A 20,003-nucleotide genomic window follows, 5' to 3' on the forward strand; every position below is an offset into this window, starting at 1 on the left:
ATGACCCAGCCCACGCCGCAGACGCCGCCCGCCGCCGACGAGAACAGCCTCATCGCCGAGCGCCGGTCGAAACTTGCCGCGCTGCGCGGGCAGGGCATCGCCTTCCCGAACGACTTCAAGCGCGAACATTATGCGCAGGACCTGCAGGACGAGTTCGCGGACAAGGAGCAGTGGACCGCGGAAGCGCTGGAAGCCCTGAACCGCCAGGTCAGCGTTGCCGGCCGCCTGATGGCCAAGCGCGTGATGGGCAAAGCCAGCTTCGCCCAGGCCCAGGACATGAGCGGCCGCATCCAGCTCTACCTGCAGGGCGCGGACCTGGGCGAGAGCTACGAGGCCTTCAAGGGCTGGGACGTGGGCGACATCGTGGCGGTGCAGGGCGGCTTGACCCGCACCCGCACCGGCGAACTCTCGATCAAGGCGACCTCGCTCCGCCTGCTGACCAAGTCGCTGCGGCCGCTGCCGGACAAGTGGCACGGCCTGGCCGACGTCGAGCAGCGTTACCGCATGCGCTACGTGGACCTGATCGTGAATCCGGAGGCGCGCGAGGTGTTCGTGCAGCGCTCGCGCATCGTTTCGGCGATGCGTGCATGGCTCGACGCGCGGCGTTTCCTGGAAGTGGAAACGCCGATGATGCATTACATCCCCGGTGGTGCCACGGCCAAGCCGTTCACCACCCACCACAACGCGCTCGACCTCGACCTGTACCTGCGCGTGGCGCCCGAGCTCTACCTCAAGCGCCTGACCGTGGGCGGCCTGGAACGTGTGTACGAGATCAACCGCAACTTCCGCAACGAGGGCGTGTCCACCCGGCACAACCCCGAGTTTACGATGCTGGAGCTGTACGAGGCCTACGCCACCTATCACGAGGTGATGGACCTGACCGAGGGCCTGATCCGGGAAGTGGCGGTGCAGGCGCGCGGAACCGCGGCGCTGACGTGGGAAGGCATGGCGATCGACCTCGGCCCGCCGTTCCGCCGCTGGTCCATGACCGAGGCGGTGCTCGAGCACAATCCGGAGATCAGGCGCGAGGAACTGCGCGACCTGGCGGCGATGCGCGCGCACTGCCAGCGGCTGGGCATCAAGTTCAAGAACAGCTACGGCTGGGGCAAGCTGCTGCTGGAAGTGTTCGAGAAGACCGTCGAACACACCCTGATCCAGCCCACCTTCATCACCGACCATCCGGTCGAAGTGAGCCCGCTGGCCCGCGCCAGCGACCGCGACCCGGAGATCACCGACCGTTTCGAGCTGTTCATCGGCGGCCGCGAGCTGGCCAACGGCTTCTCCGAGCTGAACGACCCCGAGGACCAGAAGGCACGGTTCCTGGCCCAGGTCGAAGCCAAGGAGGGAGGCGACGACGAGGCGATGCACTTCGACGCCGACTACATCCGCGCGCTCGAATACGGCATGGCGCCGACCGGCGGCCTGGGCATCGGCATCGACCGGCTGGTGATGCTGATCACCGATTCGGCCTCGATCCGCGACGTCCTGCTCTTCCCGTACATGCGTCCCGAGGCCTGATCAGGTCTTGTTGCGCTGCGCAAAGAAGTGTTGCTAACACCTTGCCGCGGCTGAAATATCGGGAGTAAGCTGGGGTCGAGCCGCGATCCGCGGCAATCACGGTGTCCGCACCCGGGAGCTCCACGTGAACGTACTGATCGTCGATGACCAGCCTTCGCAGCGGACCATGTTCCGTCACCTGCTGGAAGACATCAGCCCGGAAGTGAAGGTCACCGACTTCGGCGATCCGGTCGAGGCCCTGCTCTGGTCCCAGCGCAGCTCGCCGGACCTGCTGCTGCTCGACTACCGCATGCCCAAGCTCGACGGCCTGGAATTCGCCCGCCGGTTCCGCCGTCCACTGTCGCACCGCGACGTGCCCATCATCCTGATCACCGTGGTCGGCGACGAGCCGATCCGCAACGCCGCGCTCGAGGCCGGCGTCATCGATTTCCTGGTCAAGCCCGTTCGCCCGCGCGAGCTGCGCTCGCGCTGCCGCAACCTGCTGGCGCTGCGCCAGCAGCAGCAGAACCTCAAGTTCCGCGCCCACGAGCTCGAGCGCCAGCTGCTGGCGCGCATGCACGAACTGGACGAACGCGAGCGCGAGATCCTGCACCGCCTGGCCAAGGCCACCGCCTATCGCGACGGCGGCAGCGTCGCGCACTTCGAACGCATGGCGCGATATTCCGCCCTGATCGCCGAGGCCCTGGGCCTGCCCGAGGACGAGGTGAAGATGATCGAGCTGGCAGCACCGCTGCACGACATCGGCAAGATCGGCATTTCCGACGCCATCCTGCTCAAGCCCGGCAAGCTGACCGACGAGGAATATGCCGGCGTGAAGCAGCACCCGCACCTGGGCTACGAAATCCTGCGCGACAGCAGCAGCAAGTTCGTGCAGGTCGGCGCCAGCATCGCGCTCAGCCACCACGAACGCTGGGACGGCAACGGTTATCCGGACGGCATGGCGGGCGAGGATATCCCGCTGCCCGCGCGCATCGTCGGCGTCGTGGACGTGCTGGAGGCGCTCACCACCGTGCGCCCCTACAAGGAAGCCTGGACCCTGGAGGCCGCGTTGGATTACCTGAAGTCACAGTCCGGCAGCCAGTTCGACCCGACGGTCGTGGATGCCGTGCTCAGCCGCCGCGAGCGCATCGAGGAAATCCATCGTTACCTCGGCCCCGGCGCGGCCAGCGCCTGATCGCAGCCTCCGGCTCGCGGCCGACCCGTCCATGATCCGCGCCTTCGCCAACCGGCCCGACAGCGAACACGGCCAGGCCCTGGTCCGGCTGGCCATTGCCGCGGTGCTGCTGATCTACCTTGCCGGCCTGGCCAGCAGCGGCGCCGCCGAGCGCGAAGTCCTGCTCAGTGTCTACATCCTGCTGGCCGAGACGGTGCTGGGCCTGGGCCTGGTGATCGCCATCATCATGAACCCCGGCGTGTCGCACACGCGGCGCGTGATCGGCATGCTGGCCGACTACGGCACGCTGGCGGCGATGATGATCGTCAAGGGCGAGGTGCTGGCGCCGCTCTACGTCATCATCATGTGGGTCACGGTCGGCAACGGCCTGCGTTACGGCAGCCAGTACCTGTTCGCGGCGATCGGCCTGGCGCTGATGACCTTCCTGGCGGTCATCACCTATACGCCGTACTGGCAGCAGAATCCCTACATCGCCTGGGGCCTGATGGTGGGCCTGGTGGCAATCCCCGCCTATCTGATCAGCCTGCTGCGCGACCTGCGCCGCGCCGGCGAGGAAGCGCGGCGCGCCAACGCCGCCAAGAGCCGCTTCCTGGCCAACATGAGCCACGAATTCCGCTCGCCGCTCAACGGCATCATCGGCATGGCGGAGCTGCTCAGCAGTACGCGCCTGGCACCGGAGCAGCGGGAAGCGGCCGACGTGATCCAGACCTCGGCCCAGACCCTGCTGCTGCTGGTCGAGGACGTGCTCGACATCTCGGCGATCGAGGCCGGCAAGCTCAAGCGCCAGGACGCCGACTTCTCGCTGCGCGACCAGGTCCGGCGCATCCGCACCATGCTGCAGCCGATGGCGGCCGGCAAAAGCCTGCAGTTCAACGTCGAGCTGGCCGAGCAAGTGCCTTCGCGCCTGCACGGCGACGCCGGCCACCTCAGCCAGGTCCTGCTCAACCTGCTGCACAACGCCATCAAGTTCACCGACTCGGGCAGCGTGCGCCTGGACGTGCTGGTGCGCGGGCGCGAGGAGGGCCGGGTGGCGCTGCGGTTCTCGGTGCGCGACACCGGCGTGGGCGTGCCGGCCGAGGACAAGGGGCGCATCTTCCAGGCCTTCGAGCAGGTGGACAGCGGGCCGACGCGGCGCTTCGGCGGCACGGGCCTGGGCACCACGATCGCCAAGACCCTGACCGAACTGCTGGGCGGCACCATCGCGCTGGAGGACAACCCCGGCGGCGGCACCCATTTCTACGTTGACCTCGAATTCCCGGTCGTGGTCGAGCCGGAATCGGTCGCTGCCGATGCCAGCGGCAAGGTCATCGCTTTCGACGACCCGTTCGTGCGCCACCGTGCCCGCGTGCGCCCGCTGCGCATCCTGGTCGCCGACGACCAGCCGGCGAACCGGCTGGTGTTGCAGCGCATCCTGGAACGCGCGGGCCACCAGACCGTGTTCGCGGAAGACGGCGAACAGGCGCTGCAGCGGCTGGAGGAAGAAACGGTGGATGCCGCCATCATCGACCTGCACATGCCGGTGATGGATGGCCTGGAAGTGATCAAGCAAGCGCGCGTGATGCAGGCCGGCGGCGTGCGCACGCCGATCCTGGTGCTCAGCGCCGACGCCACGGTGGATGCGGTGCGTGATTCCGAGGCGGCCGGCGCCTTTGGCTTCCTGACCAAGCCGGTGGTGGCCTCGCGCCTGCTGGAGTCGCTGGCCGAGATCGCCGGCGGCGCCGATGAGCCGCTGGCGGCCGCGCGCAAGGACCGCCTGGTGCCGACGCTGCGCACCGACGTACTGGAGGAACTGGCGGGCATGGGCCTGGGCAAGGACTTCCTGCACGACTTCGCCGAGCAGTGCCTGCGCGACGCCAGCCGCTGCCTGGCCGAGGCCGAGCGCGGGGCGTCCGCGTCGAAATGGGAGGCGGTGCGCGAGGCCGCGCATGCACTCAAGGGCGTGTCCGAGAACCCGGTGCGCAGGCGCTGATCGAGCGCAGCACCGAAATCATGCGCTCCAGCGACGCCGTCCTGGCGAAAGAATGGCGGCGTTACCTGGGCCTGCTGGGCACCCTGCTGGAGGCCACGGCGGAACAGGTGCGGCGCGAACTGGCGCGGATCTCCGTGCTGACGCAAGGGGAGGCTTCCCGCCCGCCGGACCACGAGTCCGGCTGATCCGGGAGCCCAGGCGGCCGCCGCCCTTGCACGGCGGCCGCCCGGTCGAACTCACACGACCTGGCGAAGCTCCGGCATCTCGACCGCGCGGCGCTTCTGCGCGCGCACCAGGCGTTCCATCGTGCCCAGGCCGCGTTCGCTCAGGCGCATGGCGGCGTCCACCCAGGTGGTGGTCACGGCCATCAGCTCGTCCAGGCTGACCGGGTTGCAGGTGGCGCGCACGGTGTTCATCGAACGCAGGGCATTGCCCATGCGCTTGCGACGACGCACCAGCTCGCGGGCGGCCTGCAGGCCTTCACCGCGCGGCACCAGCAAGTCCACGACGCCCATGCGGTAGAGCTCTTCACTGGAATAGATGTTGCCGTCCAGCATCATGCGCTCGGCCTGCGCCGGGGTGACGCGGCGCGACAGGAAGGTGTAGGCGCCCATGCCGGGGAACAGGTCGAACAGGACTTCCGGGAAGCCCATGCCGGTGCCTTCCTCGGCGATGATGGTGTGGCAGCAGAGCGCGGCCTCGAAACCACCGCCCAGCGCCTCGCCCTGGACCACGGCGATGCTGTGCACGCGGTCGTCGGCCAGGCGCGCGAAGTGGAAGGCCACCGAGACGCAGAGCTGGGCGTAGGCGAGCAGCCGCGCGCGGTCACCGGTGCGGATCAGGCGGCTGAAGAGCTCCAGGTCGCCACCCAGGTTGAACACATCGGACTGCGATGCCAGTACCAGATGGCGGATTTCACCGTTGTTCGCCGGCTCGTTGGCCATGCGCGCGGCGATCTGGCGCTGGCATTCCCGGAGTTCGACCAGCAGCGGTTCGGAGAAGCACGGGCGGTAGCCGGAACGCGGGCTGTGGTGCATGAAGCACCATTCGATGCCGGTTTCCAGCTCGGACTTGTGCTCAATGGTGTTGAAACCTGCTTCGCGGTTGATGCTCTCGACAACGGACATGGCGGTTCTCCGGGCAAGGGTAGGGGTGTCGCCCCTACACGGTTGTCTGGAGAAAGGCAAGGGCGGCGGGCCGAGTGTACACCCGCCAGTCAGCTTGTCGCTGTGACCGGGTAGGCCCCTCCTTGAAGGGGTGGCCGGGCCGCAGAGCGCCGCTCAGGCGGCGGTCTTGGGGGCGTCGCGCAGCTCGCGGCGCAGGATCTTGCCGACGTTGGACTTGGGCAGCTCGGTCCGGAACTCGACCACCTTGGGGTGCTTGTACCCGGTCAGGTTCTCGCGGCAGAAGGCCTTGACCTGCTCGGCGGTAAGGCCCGGGTCCTTCTTGACGATGACTACCTTCACCGCCTCGCCCGACTTCTCGTCCGGCACGCCCACGGCGGCCACTTCCAGCACGCCGGGCATCAGGGCGATCACGTCCTCGACTTCGTTCGGGTACACGTTGAAGCCCGAGACCAGGATCATGTCCTTCTTGCGGTCGACGATGTAGAAGAATCCCTTCTCGTCCATCTTGGCCATGTCGCCGGTGTGCAGCCAGCCGTCGGCGTCGATGACCTTCGCGGTCTCCTCCGGGCGCTGCCAGTAGCCGGCCATCACCTGCGGGCCGCGGATGCAGAGTTCGCCGACTTCGCCGACCGGCAACTGCTGGCCGGCATCGTCCTTGACGCAGGCGTCGGTGGACGGGATCGGCAGGCCGATCGAGCCGTTGTAGTCGGCCAGGTCCATCGGGTTCATGCAGGCGGCGGGCGAGGTTTCGGTCAGGCCGTAGGCCTCGACGAGGGTGATGCCGGTGACCTTTTTCCAGCGTTCGGCCACGGCGCGCTGCACGGCCATGCCGCCGCCCAGCGAGAGGTGCATGTGCGAGAAGTCGACCTCGCTGAAGCCCGGCGTGTTGAGCAGCCCGTTGAACAGCGTGTTGACGCCGGTGATGGCGGTGAACGGGATCTTCTTCAGTTCGGCGACGAAACCCTTCATGTCGCGCGGATTGGTGATCAGGTGGTTGAGGCCGCCGAACTTCATGAAGACCAGGCCGTTCGCCGTCAACGCGAAGATGTGGTACAGCGGCAGCGCGGTGATGATCACCTCATGCCCGGGCTTGGCGTTCGAGCCCAGCCAGACCGAGGACTGCTGCATGTTCGCCACCAGGTTGCGGTGGGTCAGCATGGCGCCCTTGGCGACACCGGTGGTGCCGCCCGTGTACTGCAGGAAGGCGATGTCGTGGCCGCGGATGTCGATGTCGGGCAGCGTGTGTTTCGCGCCGAGCTCGAGCGCCTGCATGAAGCGGTGCGCGCCGGGCAGGCTGTAGTCGGGCACCTGCTTCTTGACGTGGCGCAGCACGAAATTGATCAGCGCGCCCTTGGGGAAGCCGAGCATGTCGCCGACGCCGGTGACGATGACCTGCTTGACCGCCGTCTGCCCCACCACGTCGGCGACCACGTGGGCGAAGTTCTCGAGCACGACGATGGCGCTGGCGCCGGAGTCGGTGAGCTGGTGCTTGAGTTCGCGCGCCGTGTACATCGGGTTGGTGTTGACCACCGTCAGGCCGGCGCGCAGCACGCCGAAGATGGCGATCGGGTACTGCAGCACGTTGGGCATCATCAGGGCGACGCGGTCGCCCTTCTTCAACTTGAGTTCGTGCAGCAGGTAATTAGCGAACCGGGTGCTGAGGCGGTCGATATCGGAATAGGTGAGCTGCTTGCCGAAGTTGGCGAAGGCCGGGCGGTCACCGAAGGTGGCGCAGGACTCGTTCAGGACCGAGACGATGGACGCATACTTGTCCATGTCGATCTCCGACGGGATACCCTCCGGATAGTTGGCCAGCCAAGGACGCTCGGAACCCATGCACTTCCCCCAAATTGCCTCTGTTTGCCGCCCGCAATCCCGGTGGCGCATGTGCGCCGCGGATTGGAGTATTCACTCGATTGGAGCATACCCCCGGGGCCAGGCAAGGCGCGCAGCGTATGGAAACGCAGCGTCTTCACGTGGTGCCTGGCGGGCCTGCTGGCCCTGGCCGTGGGCTGTTCCCGCGAGCCGACGGAGCAGGCCTTGCGCGACACCATCGCCGGCATGCAGGCGGCTGCCGAGGCGCGCGATTCCGACACGCTCGTCGAGTCTTTTTCGGAAGATTTCATCGGCCCCGAGGGCATGGACCAGGACCAGTTCCGGCGATACCTGGCGGTGATCTGGCTGCGCAACCGCGAGGTCGGGGTGAACCTGGGGCCGCTCGAGGTCGAACTGATCGGTGAGCGCGCCACTGTGGAGTTCACGGCCGCCGCGACCGGCGGCGAGGGCTGGATGCCGGACCGTGCCCAGGTCTATCGCGTCAGCACCGGCTGGCGCATCGAGGACGGCGAGTGGCGGCTGATCTCGGCGCGTTGGGAGCCGATGCTGTAGCGCCAATCCGAGGGCCATGAAAAAGGGCGGCCGAAGCCGCCCCATTCCTTGATGCGGGCGCCGGGGCGCCCCGTGCTCAGGCCGCCTTCTTGCTGGCGAGCTGGCGCAGCACGTAGTGCAGGATGCCGCCGTGGCGGAAGTACTCGACTTCCTTCGGCGTCAGCAGCAGCACCTGCACCTGGAACTTCAGCTCGGTGCCGTCCTGACGCTTCGCGGTCACGGTGGCCTGCTTGGCCGCACCGTCCTGCAGGCCGGTGATCGAGATCACCTCGTCGCCCTTCAGGCCCAGGTCTGCGCGTTCTGGCCTTCCAGGAACTGGCAGGGCAGCACGCCCATGCCGACCAGGTTGGAGCGGTGGATGCGCTCGAAGCTCTCGGCCACGACCGCCTTCACGCCCAGCAGGTTGGTGCCCTTGGCCGCCCAGTCGCGCGACGAGCCGGTGCCGTATTCCTTGCCCGCGAACACCACCAGCGGCACGCCCTCGGCCTTGTACTTCATGGCCGCGTCGTAGATCGCCAGCTTCTCGCCGGTGGGGTAATGGATGGTGTTGCCGCCTTCCTCGCCGCCCAGCATCAGGTTCTTGATGCGGATGTTGGCGAAGGTGCCGCGCACCATCACGTCGTCGTTGCCGCGGCGCGAACCGTAGCTGTTGAAGTCGGCCGGCTGCACGCCGCGCGCCTGCAGGAACTTGCCGGCGGGCGAGCTGGCCTTGATGTTGCCGGCCGGGCTGATGTGGTCGGTGGTGATCGAGTCGCCGAACACGCCCATCACGCGCGCGCCGTTGATGTCCTCGATGCTGCCGACCGACATCTTCATGCCGTCGAAGTAGGGCGGGTTCTTGATGTACGTGGAGGCGTCGTCCCAGGCGAACTTGGCGCCGTCCGGCGAGGCGATCTGGTTCCAGCGGGTGTCGCCGGCGAAGACGTTGGCGTAGTTGTGCTTGAACATCTCCGGGCCGACGGTCCTGGCGATGAAGTCGCCGATTTCCTTGTTCGACGGCCAGATGTCCTTCAGGAATACCGGCTGGTCGTCCGAACCTGTGCCCAGCGGTTCGCTGGTCAGGTCGATGTCCACGGTGCCGGCGATGGCGTAGGCGACCACCAGCGGCGGCGAGGCCAGGTAGTTCATCTTCACTTCGGCATGCACGCGGCCTTCGAAGTTGCGGTTGCCCGACAGCACCGAGGTCACGACCAGGTCGTTCTCGGCGATACCCTTGGACACCGCGTCCGGCAGCGGGCCGGAGTTGCCGATGCAGGTGGTGCAGCCGTAACCGACGACGTAGAAGCCGAGCTTCTCGAGGTCGTCGAGCACGCCGGCCTTCTTCAGGTAGTCGGTGACCACCAGCGAGCCCGGGCCGAGCGAAGTCTTGACCCACGGCGCCGCCTTGAGGCCCTTGGCCACGGCGTTGCGGGCCAGCAGGCCGGCGCCCAGCATCACCGCCGGGTTGGAGGTGTTGGTGCAGGAGGTGATGGCGGCGATGACCACGGAACCGTCGGTCAGGTGCGCGTCCTGGTCCTGGATGCGGATCGCGGACTTCGGCTTGGCGGCCAGGTGGTCGGCCTGTTCCTGGTGGCCGCCTTCGGCGTCCATGCGGGCGATGTCGCCGTTCTTGTTCTTGCGGCCGGCAGTCAGGCCGCCGAGGTTGGCGTTGAAGTTGGCCTTCATGTCCGTCAGCAGCACGCGGTCCTGCGGGCGCTTGGGACCGGCCAGGGACGGCTTCACTTCGGCCATGTCCAGGCTCAGCAGCGAGCTGTACTCGGCATCGGGCTGGCCCGGCGTGCGCCACAGGCCTGGGCCTGGGCGTAGGCCTTCACCAGTGCGATCTGGGCTTCTTCGCGGCCGGACAGGCGCAGGTACGTCAGCGACTCCTCGTCCACCGGGAAGATGCCGCAGGTGGCGCCGTATTCCGGGGCCATGTTGGCGATGGTGGCGCGGTCGGCCAGCGGCAGGTGGTCCAGGCCGTCGCCGAAGAACTCGACGAACTTGCCGACCACGCCGTGCTTGCGCAGCATCTGGGTGACGGTGAGCACCAGGTCGGTGGCGGTGGCGCCTTCCGGCAGCTTGCCGGTGAGCTTGAAGCCCACGACCTGCGGGATCAGCATCGAGCTCGGCTGGCCCAGCATCGCGGCCTCGGCCTCGATGCCGCCCACGCCCCAGCCCAGCACGCCGATACCGTTGATCATGGTGGTGTGCGAGTCGGTGCCGAACACGGTGTCCGGGTAGGCGTACATCACGCCGTCCTTCTCACCGGTCATCACGACGCGGGCCAGGTTCTCCAGGTTCACCTGGTGCACGATGCCGGTGTTGGGCGGCACAACCTTGAAGTTGTCGAACGCCTTCTGGCCCCAGCGCAGGAAGCTGTAGCGCTCCATGTTGCGCTCGAACTCGATCTTGCCGTTGAGGTCCAGCGCCTCGGCCTTGCCGAACACGTCCACCTGCACCGAATGGTCGATGACCAGTTCGGACGGGATCAGCGGGTTGATGTACTTGGCGTCGCCGCCGAGCTTGACCACGGCGTCACGCATCGCGGCCAGGTCGACCACACAGGGCACGCCGGTGAAGTCCTGCAGCACCACGCGGGCCGGCATGAAGGCGATCTCGGTGTCGGGTTCGGCCTTGGCCTTCCAGGTGGCAACCGCCTCGATGTGTTCCTTGCCGACCGTCATGCCGCCGTCTTCGCAGCGCAGCAGGTTCTCGAGCAGGATCTTCATCGAATACGGCAGGCGGGCCAGGTCGAAGCGCTGGCCGAGCCGGGCGAGGCTGAAGTAGGTGTAGGACGTGCCGTTGACGGCAAGCTGGTCGCGGGTCGCGAAGGAGTCGCTCATGGACAGGCTCCGGGCTGGATCGGGGAGAGGGCTGGGAGTGGCGCGCAAAGCCGCCGCGTCAGCCCGGCATTATGCCCGAAACCATACCCTCCCGTCCGCTTCCGGCGCCCCGACCAAGGTCTAGCCGCGGGCTTTTTCCTGCCATTCGCGCGCAGCCTGCACCAGGGCGCGGCGTCCGAACAGGAAATCCCAGTAGCTGCCGCCGAGCTGGCGCCACAGTACGGCCGCGCGGATTGCTGCCAGCAGCGCCGCACGCACTTCGCCCACCAGGTCGGGCTGGCCCAGTAGACCGGATTGCCCTGCACCAGTACGCGCGGGCCGATCGGGCTGAGTTCCTTCGCATACAGCTCGCCCAGCCGCGCCAGCACGGTCGGGTGGGTCGGGCCCCAGTGGTCGCGCTGGCGGGCGATGTCCTGCAGGCCGGTGTGCACGGCATCCATGGCTCCCCGGTTGCCGGAGAAGCGGCGTTCCAGGTGCAGCACGGTCATCGCCATGCGCGTCACCGCGGCGTCGCGCCCGGAGCCGCCCTCGAGCTGGTTCACCAGCCGGGCCAGGCCGACGTCCAGTTTGTCCGCGCCGTCGAACACGGCCTCGGGTGTTTCGGCATCGAAGCGGAACAGGCTGTCGATGCAGGCGCCCAGCGGCCGGGCTTCGGCCTGTCCGGTCTGGGCCATCTGCTGGACCAGGTGCACGGCCTGGAGCAGGCCGGCGAGGGCGAGGGCGCGATCCTTCATGCAGTCGGGGTCTTCGTTTCGAGGGGAGCGTCGGTACGGGCGATCACGGCGCCGCCCAGGCATTCATCGCCACGGTACAGCACCGGGGATTGGCCGGGCGTGACCGCACGCTGCGGGGACGCGAAGGCTACGGAAAGCCGGCCCTGCGCGTCCAGCGTGACTTCGCAGGCCTGGTCGGGCTGGCGGTAGCGGGTCTTGGCGGTGCAGGCGAAGGAGGTGCCGGGCGGCCCGCCGGCGATCCAGTGCGCGGTTTCGGTCCAGAGCCGGCTCGACATCAGGTAGGGGCTTTCTCCGCCCTGGTCCACCCACAGCACGTTCGTCGCCACGTCCTTGCCGACCACGAACCAGGGCGCCGCGGCCCGGCCGCGAACGCCGCCGATCTGCAGGCCTTCGCGCTGGCCCAGCGTGTAATACCAGACGCCGGCATGCTGGCCGACCACGGCGCCGTCCACGCTGCGGATCTCGCCCGGTTGGGCCGGGATGTACTGGGCCAGGAACTCGCGGAAATCGCGCTCGCCGATGAAGCAGATGCCGGTGGAATCCTTCTTGGCCGCGGTCGGAAGTCCGGCTTCGGCCGCCAGGCGCCGAACCTCGGGTTTGGGCAGGTGGCCGATCGGGAACAGCGTGCGCGACAACTGCTCCTGGCCCAGCTGGTGCAGGAAATAACTCTGGTCCTTGCCCTCGTCGGCGCCGCGCAGCAGGGCCCAGCGGCCGTCGCGCCGCGCCACCTGGGCGTAGTGGCCGGTGGCGATGGCTTCCGCACCCAGCGCGCGGGCCTCGTCCAGGAAGGTCTTGAACTTGATCTCGCGGTTGCACAGCACGTCCGGGTTCGGCGTGCGGCCGGCGCGGTATTCGGCGATGAAGTGTTCGAACACGCCGGCCCAGTATTCGCGGGCGAAATTGCGGGCGTGGAAGGGGATGCCGAGTCGTCCGGCGATGCCGAGCGCATCACGGCGATCGTCTTCCGCGCGGCAGTCGGTGTCGCCTTCGTCATCCCAGTTCTGCATGAACAGCCCGGCGATGGACTCACCCTGGCGCTGCAGCAGCAAGGCGGCGACCGAAGAATCCACGCCGCCGGACAGGCCGACGATGACCCGCGCCGTGCTCATGGGCAGTGGGTCAGGGCCTGCAGCGGGAAACGCCGTCCCGACAGGAAGTCCTCGACCGCGCGCCAGACGAGTGGGCTGCGGTGGCGCGCGTGGTCCGCCGCCAGTTCGGCCGGCGTCAGCCACAGCGCCTGCACGATGCCCTCATCCAGCGCCCGCTCCGGGTGGTGCCGCAGCGGTTCGGCCGCGAACGCCATGCGCAGGAAATGCCGGCCGTCGGCCGGCGCCTTCCACTGGTAGGCGCCGATGAAGGCGGTCAGCGTGACCTCCCATCCGGTTTCCTCCAGGGTCTCGCGCAGGGCGGCTTCCAGCAGGCTCTCGTCCGGTTCCAGGTGGCCGGCGGGCTGGTTCAGAACCCGCTCGCCGCGCACCATTTCCTCGACCACCAGCACGCGGCCGTCGCGCACGACGACGGTGGCGACGGTGACGTCGGGCTGCCAGAACCGGCCCTCGCGATAGCTCAAAGGTCGTCCTTGCCCGTGAGGTCCAGCTCGACTTCGTCGGCGGCACTGGCGGTCAGGTCGATGGCTTCGTCCAGCTGGCTGGCGCTGGCGTCGGCCGGGATCTTGGTGACCAGCATGGCCACCTGGTCCTGCTTCACCCAGGAGCCGAGCTTGAGCATGTTGCTGCGTTCGAGCAGGTCATTGGCGATGGCGGCGGGGAAGGCGGCGCCTTCGGACTGGTAGCCAGGCGACCAGATCTCGCGCACGCGCATCTGGTCGGTCTGTTCCACCGCCGAGCGGACCCAGACCAGTTGGGTGCGTTCATCGCTGATGCGCACGGTGATCTGGAAGTCGCCGTCTTCGTCGATGGTGAAGGGTGTGCCCTTGCTTTCGAGCTGCGCCTTGACGACCGGGTCGGCGTCGGCGGCAAAAGCGGCGGTGGCGGGCAGGGCGAAACAGGCAGCAGCAAGGCAGGCAGCACGCAGGTTCATCGGGACTCCCCTGTTCTGGGTATATGGGGCCGGTGGTTCGGCCCGGTCATTGTCGGCGCAAACGCGCCGGGGCGTCCATGTCCTGCACCGGGCTTGCAACCCGGGGCTGCCGGCCCGATTTATACTGCCGGCATGCCCCAAGACCCCCATCCCGAACGCGAACACGACCACGGCCTGGCGGTCGAGACCGCCAAGCCCGAAGTGGTGCGCCCGCCGCTGTACCAGGTGGTCCTGCTCAACGACGACTTCACGCCCATGGACTTCGTGGTCGAGGTCCTGCAGGTCTTTTCGCCATGAACCGGGAAAAAGCCACCCAGGTGATGCTGCACGTGCATACCCGCGGCAAGGGCGTATGCGGCGTCTACACGCGGGAAGTGGCTGAATCCAAAGTGACCCAGGTCAACGAGTTCTCCCGCCAGCACCAGCACCCCTGTTGTGCACGATGGAAAAGACCTAGGCTGGCCCCATATCGGAGCAAACGTTCCGGAGTAGCCCATGTTCAGCAAGGATCTCGAGTACACCATCGGCCAGTGCTACAAGCAGGCCCGCGAAGCCCGCCATGAGTTCATGACGGTCGAGCACCTGCTGCTGGCCCTGCTCGACAACCCGTCGGCGGCCAGCGTGCTCAAGGCCTGCGGCGCCGACCAGCCCAAGCTGGCCACCGGCCTGCGCCAGATCATCGCCGACACCGTGCCAGTGCTGCCGGCCGACGACCCGCGCGACACCCAGCCCACCCTGGGCTTCCAGCGGGTGCTGCAGCGCGCGGTCTACCACGTGCAGTCCTCGGGCAAGAAGGAGGTCACCGGCGCCAACGTGCTGGTCGCCATCTTCGGCGAGAAGGATTCGCACGCGGTCTATTTCCTCAACCAGCAGGAGATCACCCGTCTCGACGTGGTGAACTACCTCTCGCACGGCATCGCCAAGATCGGCGACGGCCCGGAAGAAAAGCCGGCGCCGGAAGCCCGGCCCGAGGGCGAGGAGGGGGCGAGTCCAAGGCCAACCCGCTGCAGGAATTCGCGGCCAACCTCAACGAGCTGGCCCGCGAGGGCAAGATCGACCCGCTGATCGGCCGCGAGGACGAGGTCGAGCGCACCATCCAGGTGCTCTGCCGCCGCCGCAAGAACAACCCGCTGTTCGTGGGCGAGGCCGGCGTGGGCAAGACCGCCCTGGCCGAGGGCCTGGCCTGGCGCATCGTCGAGGGCCGGGTGCCGGCCGTGCTCAAGGACGCCACCATCTATTCGCTGGACCTGGGCGCGCTGGTCGCGGGCACCAAGTACCGCGGCGATTTCGAGAAGCGCCTGAAGGCCGTCATCAGCCAGATCCGCAAGGAGCCGGGCGCCATCCTGTTCGTGGACGAGATCCACACCATCATCGGCGCGGGTTCGGCCTCGGGCGGCACCATGGACGCCTCCAACCTGATCAAGCCGGTGCTGCAAAGTGGTGAACTGCGCTGCATCGGTTCGACCACCTTCAGGAATACCGTGGCGTGTTCGAGAAGGACCGCGCCCTGGCCCGCCGCTTCCAGAAGATCGACGTGGTCGAACCGACCGTGGCCGAGGCCGTGGCCATCCTCAACGGGCTCAAGACCCGTTTCGAGGCGCACCACGACGTCGAATACGCCAGTGACGCCATCCAGGCGGCGGTGGACCTGTCGGTCAAGCACATCAACGACCGCCTGCTGCCGGACAAGGCCATCGACGTGATCGATGAGGCCGGCGCCCGCCAGCGCCTCATGGATGCCGACAAGCGCAAGAAGGTCGTGGACGTCGAGGAGATCGAGCTGATCGTGGCCAAGATGGCCCGCATCCCGACCAAGCAGGTCAGCGCTTCGGACAAGGACGTGCTCAAGAACCTCGAGCGCAACCTCAAGATGGTGATCTTCGGCCAGGACCCGGCCATCGAGACCCTGGTCTCGGCGATCAAGCTGGCGCGCTCCGGCCTGGCCAGCCCCGACAAGCCGATCGGCAACTTCCTGTTCGCCGGCCCCACCGGCGTGGGCAAGACCGAGGTGACCAAGCAGCTGGCGATGCAGCTGGGCATCGAGCTGGTGCGCTTCGACATGTCCGAGTACATGGAAGCGCATTCGGTGAGCCGCCTGATCGGCGCGCCCCCGGGTTACGTCGGTTTCGACCAGGGCGGCCTGCTGACCGAAAAGATCGTCAAGACGCCGCACTGCGTGCTGCTGCTGGACGAGATCGAGAAGGCGCACCCGGACGTGTTCAACATCCTGCTGCAGGTCATGGACCGCGGCGTGTTGACCGACACCAACGGCCGCGAGGCCAACTTCCGCAACGTCGTGCTGGTGATGACCACCAATGCCGGCGCCGCCCAGGCCGCCCGCCGCACCATGGGCTTCGTCGAGCAGAACCACACCACCGACGCGATGGAAGTGATCCGCAAGGCCTTCACGCCGGAGTTCCGCAACCGCCTGGACGGCATCATCCAGTTCGGCGCGCTGGGCCTGGACCACATCCTGCGCGTGGTGGACAAGTTCCTGATCGAACTCGAGGCCCAGCTGCACGAGAAGCACGTGTCGCTGTCGGCCACGCCCGAGGCGCGGCAGTGGCTGGCCGAACACGGCTTCGACCCGCAGATGGGCGCGCGCCCGATGGCTCGCCTGCTGCAGGACCGCATCAAACGGCCGCTGGCGGACGAACTGCTGTTCGGCAAGCTGGCCGGCGGCGGCCGGGTCACGGTGGACGTGCGCGACGGCGAACTGGTGGTGGACTCGCAGGCCGAGCCGGAGAAACTGCTGCCCGCGACGGTCTGACCCGCGGACGACGCGCAAACGAAAACGGCGGCCAGTGGCCGCCGTTTTCCATTCGGGCACCGCGTTATTTCATGCGGTAGGTGATGCGGCCCTTGGTCAGGTCATAGGGAGTCATCTCGACCTTGACCTTGTCGCCGGTGAGGATGCGGATGTAGTTCTTGCGCATGCGGCCGGAGATATGGGCGGTGATGACGTGGCCGTTCTCGAGTTTGACCCGGAACATGGTGTTCGGAAGGGTCTCGAGCACCGTGCCTTCGAATTCGATGGAATCGTCTTTGGACATTCTTGGTTTCGCTGGACGGGGAAGCCGGCCTTGGAAGCCGCGCATTCTGCCATGTCCTTGCCGGGCTTGCAAAAATTTGGTTAATCGGCGCTGTCGCCGGACAGCAGCGATGCCGGGAAAGGCGCCACCCGTGGGGTCCAGGGGCCCGGCGGCTCGGGCAGGGCGCTCAGCCGCTCCACCTCGGCCAGGAAGGCCTGGCGCGGCAGGCGCCGCCCGCCCAGGCTGACCAGGTGCGGGTTCTCGACCTGGGCGTCGAGCAGCGGCCAGCCCCAGCCGCGCAGCACCCGCACCAGTCCCGCCAGCGCCACCTTCGAACCGCCGCTGGCGGCGCTGAACATGCTTTCACCGAAGAACATGCGGCCCACGGCCACGCCGTAGATCCCGCCCACCAGCCGCTGGCCGTCGAAGACCTCCACGCTGTGGGCATGCCCCTGCCGATGCAGGGCCACGTAGGCCGCACGCATCTCGGGCGTGATCCAGGTGCCGTCCTGCCCCGGGCGCGGACTCTGCGCGCAGGCGTCGATGACCGCTTCGAACGCGGTGTCCGCGCGCAGCTGCCAGGTACTGCGGCGCAGCGCGCGGCGCAGGCGGCTGGAGAGCCGGAAAGCGTCGGTACGGAACACCATGCGCGGGTCCGGGCACCACCACAGGATCGGCTCGCCGGCCGAGTACCACGGGAAGATGCCGTGCCGGTACGCATTCAACAGCCGCGTCGGCGACAGGTCGCCACCCATCGCCAGCAGGCCGTTGGGATCGCGCGTGGCCGATTCCCCGGGCGGGAAGGGCGCCGCGGGGTCAGGCGGCAGCAGGGGCAGGCGGATCGGCATCGCGGTAGGGGCTGTGGGCCAGCACGGCCCGGTGGTAGTCGGCGGTGCCGGCGCGTTCGCGCGCGCACCAGTCGGCCAGGGCCGGCGCGAATTCCGGGTCGGCCACCCAGTGCCGGCTGCGTGTCAGCACCGGCAGGAAACCGCGGGCGACCTTGTGTTCGCCCTGGGCGCCGGGTTCGAACACCTGCAGGCCTTCGCGCAGGCAGTAGTCGATGCCCCAGTAGTAACAGGTCTCGAAATGCAGGCCCGGCGCCGGCCGGGCTTCGCTGCTACCCCAGTAGCGGCCGTACAGCCGGTCGCCGCCGCGCAGGCACAGCGCGCCGGCCACGGTTTCATCGCCCTGGTCGGCCAGGAACAGCACCAGCTGCCGTGGCATCGCGGTGGCGAGATGCCGGAAGAATTCCAGCGTCAGCGCCGGGTGGTTGCCGTAGTCGCCGAAGGTGCGGCAGTAGAAGAAGTGCATCGCCGCCAGGTCGTCGTCGCTGGCCTCGTCACCGTGCACGGTGCGGAAGCGGTAACCCGCGCGCGCCACCTTGTCGCGCTCCTGGCGCAGGTTCTGCGCTTCTTGGGCTGCAGCGCGGCCAGGAAGGTGTCGAAATCGGGCCAGCCGTGGTTGTGCCAGTGGAACTGCACGTCCTGGCGCGGCATCCAGTCCGCGCCGAAGGCGGCGTCCTCGCTGTCGGAGTGGAAGTTCACGTGCACGGACGACAGCTCTTCGGACCGCGCGCATTCGACCAGCGCCGCGGCCAGCAGCGCGCGGTCCGCCGCATCGCGCGCCAGCAGCCGCGGCCCGGTGACCGGCGAGTAGGGCACGGCCAGCAGCCATTTCGGGAAATACTCGCGGCCCGCGCGGGCATAGGCCGCGGCCCAGGCATGGTCGAACACGAATTCGCCGTGCGAGTTGGACTTCAGGTAACCCGGCGCCGCCGCCACCAGCTCACCGTCGCGCCACAACCCGGCATGCCGCGGCGTCCAGCCCCAGCGCGGGCGCAGGCAGCCTTCGCGCTCCAGGCCGGCCAGGAAAACGTGTTCGACGAACGGATTGCGGCGGTCGTGCAGCGCGTCCCAGGCGTCGGCGGGAATCTCGTCGAGGCGGGCGTGCAGGCGCAGTTCGGACATGCCTTGAGACTAACGCAAGCAACCGTCCTTGGTGCCGGGCGCCGGCCCGGGCGTCCTGCCCGGGCGCTCGCAGCCGCGCGGACTGCGCTTCAACGCAGTCCGCAAGCGCGGCTACTCGCCCTTGTCCAGGAACTTCTCGGCATCCAGCGCCGCCATGCAGCCGAAACCGGCCGAGGTGATGGCCTGGCGATACACCTGGTCGGCCACGTCGCCGGCGGCGAACACGCCCGGCACCGAGGTCGCGGTGGCATTGCCGTCCAGGCCCGACTTGATGGTCAGGTAACCATTGCGCATGGCCAGCTGGCCCTCGAACAGGCTGGTGTTGGGCGTGTGGCCGATGGCCACGAAGAAACCCTGCACCGCGATCTCGCGCGGCGTGTCGTCTTTGGTCGAGCGGATGCGCATGCCGGTGACGCCGGACTCATCGCCCAGCACCTCGTCCACCGTGTGGTCCCAGATGATCTCGACCTTGCCGGCCTGGGCCTTGGCGAACAGCTTGTCCTGCAGGATCTTCTCCGACCGCAGCTTGTCGCGGCGGTGCACCAGATAGACCTTGCGGGCGATGTTGGACAGGTACAGCGCTTCCTCGACCGCGGTGTTGCCGCCGCCGATCACCGCCACGTCCTGGTCGCGGAAGAAGAAGCCGTCGCAGGTGGCGCAGGCCGACACGCCCTTGCCCATGAAGCGGGTTTCGGACTCGATGCCCAGGCATTTGGCGCTGGCGCCGGTGGCGATGATCAGGCCGTCGGCCGTGTACTCGCCGCTGTCGCCGACCAGGCGGAACGGACGCCGCGACAGGTCGGCGGTGTGGATGTGGTCGAAGATGATCTCGGTGTCGAAGCGCTCGGCATGCGCCTGCATGCGGGTCATCAGGTCCGGGCCCATCAAACCGTGGGCGTCGCCCGGCCAGTTGTCCACCTCGGTGGTGGTCATCAGCTGGCCGCCCTGCTGCAGGCCGGTGACCAGCACCGGCTTGAGGTTGGCGCGGGCGGCGTAGACGGCGGCGGCGTAACCGGCGGGGCCGGAACCGAGGATGAGCAGGCGGCTGTGCTTGGGGGCGGTCATGTATGATTCTTCAGGCTTATGAAGGGGTAGCGCGGCGGCTGTGGAAACATCGTTCCACGGCGGTCGCGAAGGTCCCGTAGCTTGTAGGCCGAAGCAGGGCAAATCAAGGCAAGCGCTCCGGCCACAGTGTTTCGGGCCAGCCCGGCGGCAGACTGGGCGCGCTG

General features: G+C 67.9%; 13 protein-coding genes and 5 pseudogenes. 7 read left to right on the forward strand and 11 right to left on the reverse strand.

What is annotated here, in order from left to right:
- From lysS to FRZ33_RS15230, 4 genes are all read left to right on the forward strand, one after another.
- Positions 1 to 1,518 (forward strand): lysine--tRNA ligase, encoded by a 1,518-nt coding sequence (gene lysS / locus FRZ33_RS10155; RefSeq protein ID WP_146909437.1) that lies wholly within the window; start codon positions 1 to 3, stop codon positions 1,516 to 1,518.
- Positions 1,519 to 1,603: 85 nt separating this feature from the next.
- Positions 1,604 to 2,692, forward strand: coding sequence for an HD domain-containing phosphohydrolase (locus FRZ33_RS10160; RefSeq protein WP_425480634.1), 1,089 nt, complete (start codon positions 1,604 to 1,606; stop codon positions 2,690 to 2,692).
- 31 nt (positions 2,693 to 2,723) lie between these two features.
- Positions 2,724 to 4,661: an ATP-binding protein gene (locus FRZ33_RS10165; protein ID WP_158637182.1), complete on the forward strand. Its 1,938-nt coding sequence runs from the start codon at positions 2,724 to 2,726 to the stop codon at positions 4,659 to 4,661.
- Positions 4,662 to 4,681: 20 nt separating this feature from the next.
- Positions 4,682 to 4,846 (forward strand): hypothetical protein, encoded by a 165-nt coding sequence (locus tag FRZ33_RS15230; RefSeq protein WP_158637183.1) that lies wholly within the window; start codon positions 4,682 to 4,684, stop codon positions 4,844 to 4,846.
- Between the two features lie 51 nt (positions 4,847 to 4,897).
- On the opposite strand, the gene FRZ33_RS10170 is transcribed toward FRZ33_RS15230, so the two are convergent.
- Positions 4,898 to 5,788 (reverse strand): crotonase/enoyl-CoA hydratase family protein, encoded by an 891-nt coding sequence (locus FRZ33_RS10170; protein WP_146909443.1) that lies wholly within the window; start codon positions 5,786 to 5,788, stop codon positions 4,898 to 4,900.
- Positions 5,789 to 5,941: 153 nt separating this feature from the next.
- Positions 5,942 to 7,624, reverse strand: coding sequence for a long-chain fatty acid--CoA ligase (locus tag FRZ33_RS10175; protein ID WP_146909445.1), 1,683 nt, complete (start codon positions 7,622 to 7,624; stop codon positions 5,942 to 5,944).
- A 171-nt stretch (positions 7,625 to 7,795) separates the two neighbouring features.
- On the opposite strand from FRZ33_RS10175, the gene FRZ33_RS10180 reads away from it, so the two are divergent.
- Positions 7,796 to 8,176, forward strand: a complete 381-nt coding sequence (locus tag FRZ33_RS10180) for a Cif family virulence factor (protein WP_158637184.1) — start codon at positions 7,796 to 7,798, stop codon at positions 8,174 to 8,176.
- A 76-nt stretch (positions 8,177 to 8,252) separates the two neighbouring features.
- Here FRZ33_RS10180 and acnA read toward each other — a convergent pair.
- The 5 genes and pseudogenes from acnA to FRZ33_RS10205 form a co-directional block, all read right to left on the reverse strand.
- Positions 8,253 to 11,001 (reverse strand): annotated as a pseudogene (gene acnA / locus FRZ33_RS10185) (aconitate hydratase AcnA).
- Between the two features lie 120 nt (positions 11,002 to 11,121).
- Positions 11,122 to 11,798: pseudogene (gene hflD, locus FRZ33_RS10190) on the reverse strand (high frequency lysogenization protein HflD).
- Positions 11,732 to 12,844 (reverse strand): tRNA 2-thiouridine(34) synthase MnmA, encoded by a 1,113-nt coding sequence (gene mnmA / locus FRZ33_RS10195; protein WP_146909449.1) that lies wholly within the window; start codon positions 12,842 to 12,844, stop codon positions 11,732 to 11,734. The pseudogene hflD and the gene mnmA overlap by 67 nt, the downstream one beginning before the upstream one ends.
- Positions 12,841 to 13,305, reverse strand: a complete 465-nt coding sequence (locus FRZ33_RS10200; protein ID WP_146909451.1) for an NUDIX hydrolase — start codon at positions 13,303 to 13,305, stop codon at positions 12,841 to 12,843. The genes mnmA and FRZ33_RS10200 overlap by 4 nt, the downstream gene beginning before the upstream one ends.
- Entirely contained in the window at positions 13,302 to 13,775 is a 474-nt protein-coding gene (locus FRZ33_RS10205) for a hypothetical protein (protein ID WP_146909453.1), read from the reverse strand. Before FRZ33_RS10205 ends, FRZ33_RS10200 begins: the two co-directional genes overlap by 4 nt.
- 132 nt (positions 13,776 to 13,907) lie before the next feature.
- Between FRZ33_RS10205 and clpS the strand changes: the two are divergent.
- Both clpS and clpA read left to right on the forward strand, forming a co-directional pair.
- Positions 13,908 to 14,232 (forward strand): annotated as a pseudogene (gene clpS, locus FRZ33_RS10210) (ATP-dependent Clp protease adapter ClpS).
- A gap of 38 nt (positions 14,233 to 14,270) precedes the next feature.
- Positions 14,271 to 16,545: pseudogene (gene clpA, locus FRZ33_RS10215) on the forward strand (ATP-dependent Clp protease ATP-binding subunit ClpA).
- Positions 16,546 to 16,609: 64 nt separating this feature from the next.
- On the opposite strand, the gene infA reads toward clpA, so the two are convergent.
- The 4 genes and pseudogenes from infA to trxB all read right to left on the reverse strand — a co-directional run bounded on the left by infA (position 16,610) and on the right by trxB (position 19,839).
- The gene (gene infA / locus FRZ33_RS10220) at positions 16,610 to 16,828 is read right to left on the reverse strand and encodes a translation initiation factor IF-1 (RefSeq protein ID WP_034211033.1); all 219 of its coding nucleotides are present in this window, start codon (positions 16,826 to 16,828) and stop codon (positions 16,610 to 16,612) included.
- Positions 16,829 to 16,908: 80 nt separating this feature from the next.
- Positions 16,909 to 17,655, reverse strand: coding sequence for a leucyl/phenylalanyl-tRNA--protein transferase (gene aat / locus FRZ33_RS10225; protein WP_146909455.1), 747 nt, complete (start codon positions 17,653 to 17,655; stop codon positions 16,909 to 16,911).
- Positions 17,624 to 18,774, reverse strand: a pseudogene (locus FRZ33_RS10230) (GNAT family N-acetyltransferase). Before FRZ33_RS10230 ends, aat begins: the two are co-directional and overlap by 32 nt.
- A 111-nt stretch (positions 18,775 to 18,885) precedes the next feature.
- Complete coding sequence (gene trxB / locus FRZ33_RS10235; RefSeq protein ID WP_146909457.1) at positions 18,886 to 19,839, reverse strand: thioredoxin-disulfide reductase; 954 nt, start codon at positions 19,837 to 19,839, stop codon at positions 18,886 to 18,888.
- Positions 19,840 to 20,003 lie beyond the last annotated feature (164 nt).

This window comes from Arenimonas daejeonensis, from assembly GCF_007993735.1.
Classification (GTDB): Bacteria; Pseudomonadota; Gammaproteobacteria; order Xanthomonadales; family Xanthomonadaceae; genus Arenimonas; species Arenimonas daejeonensis.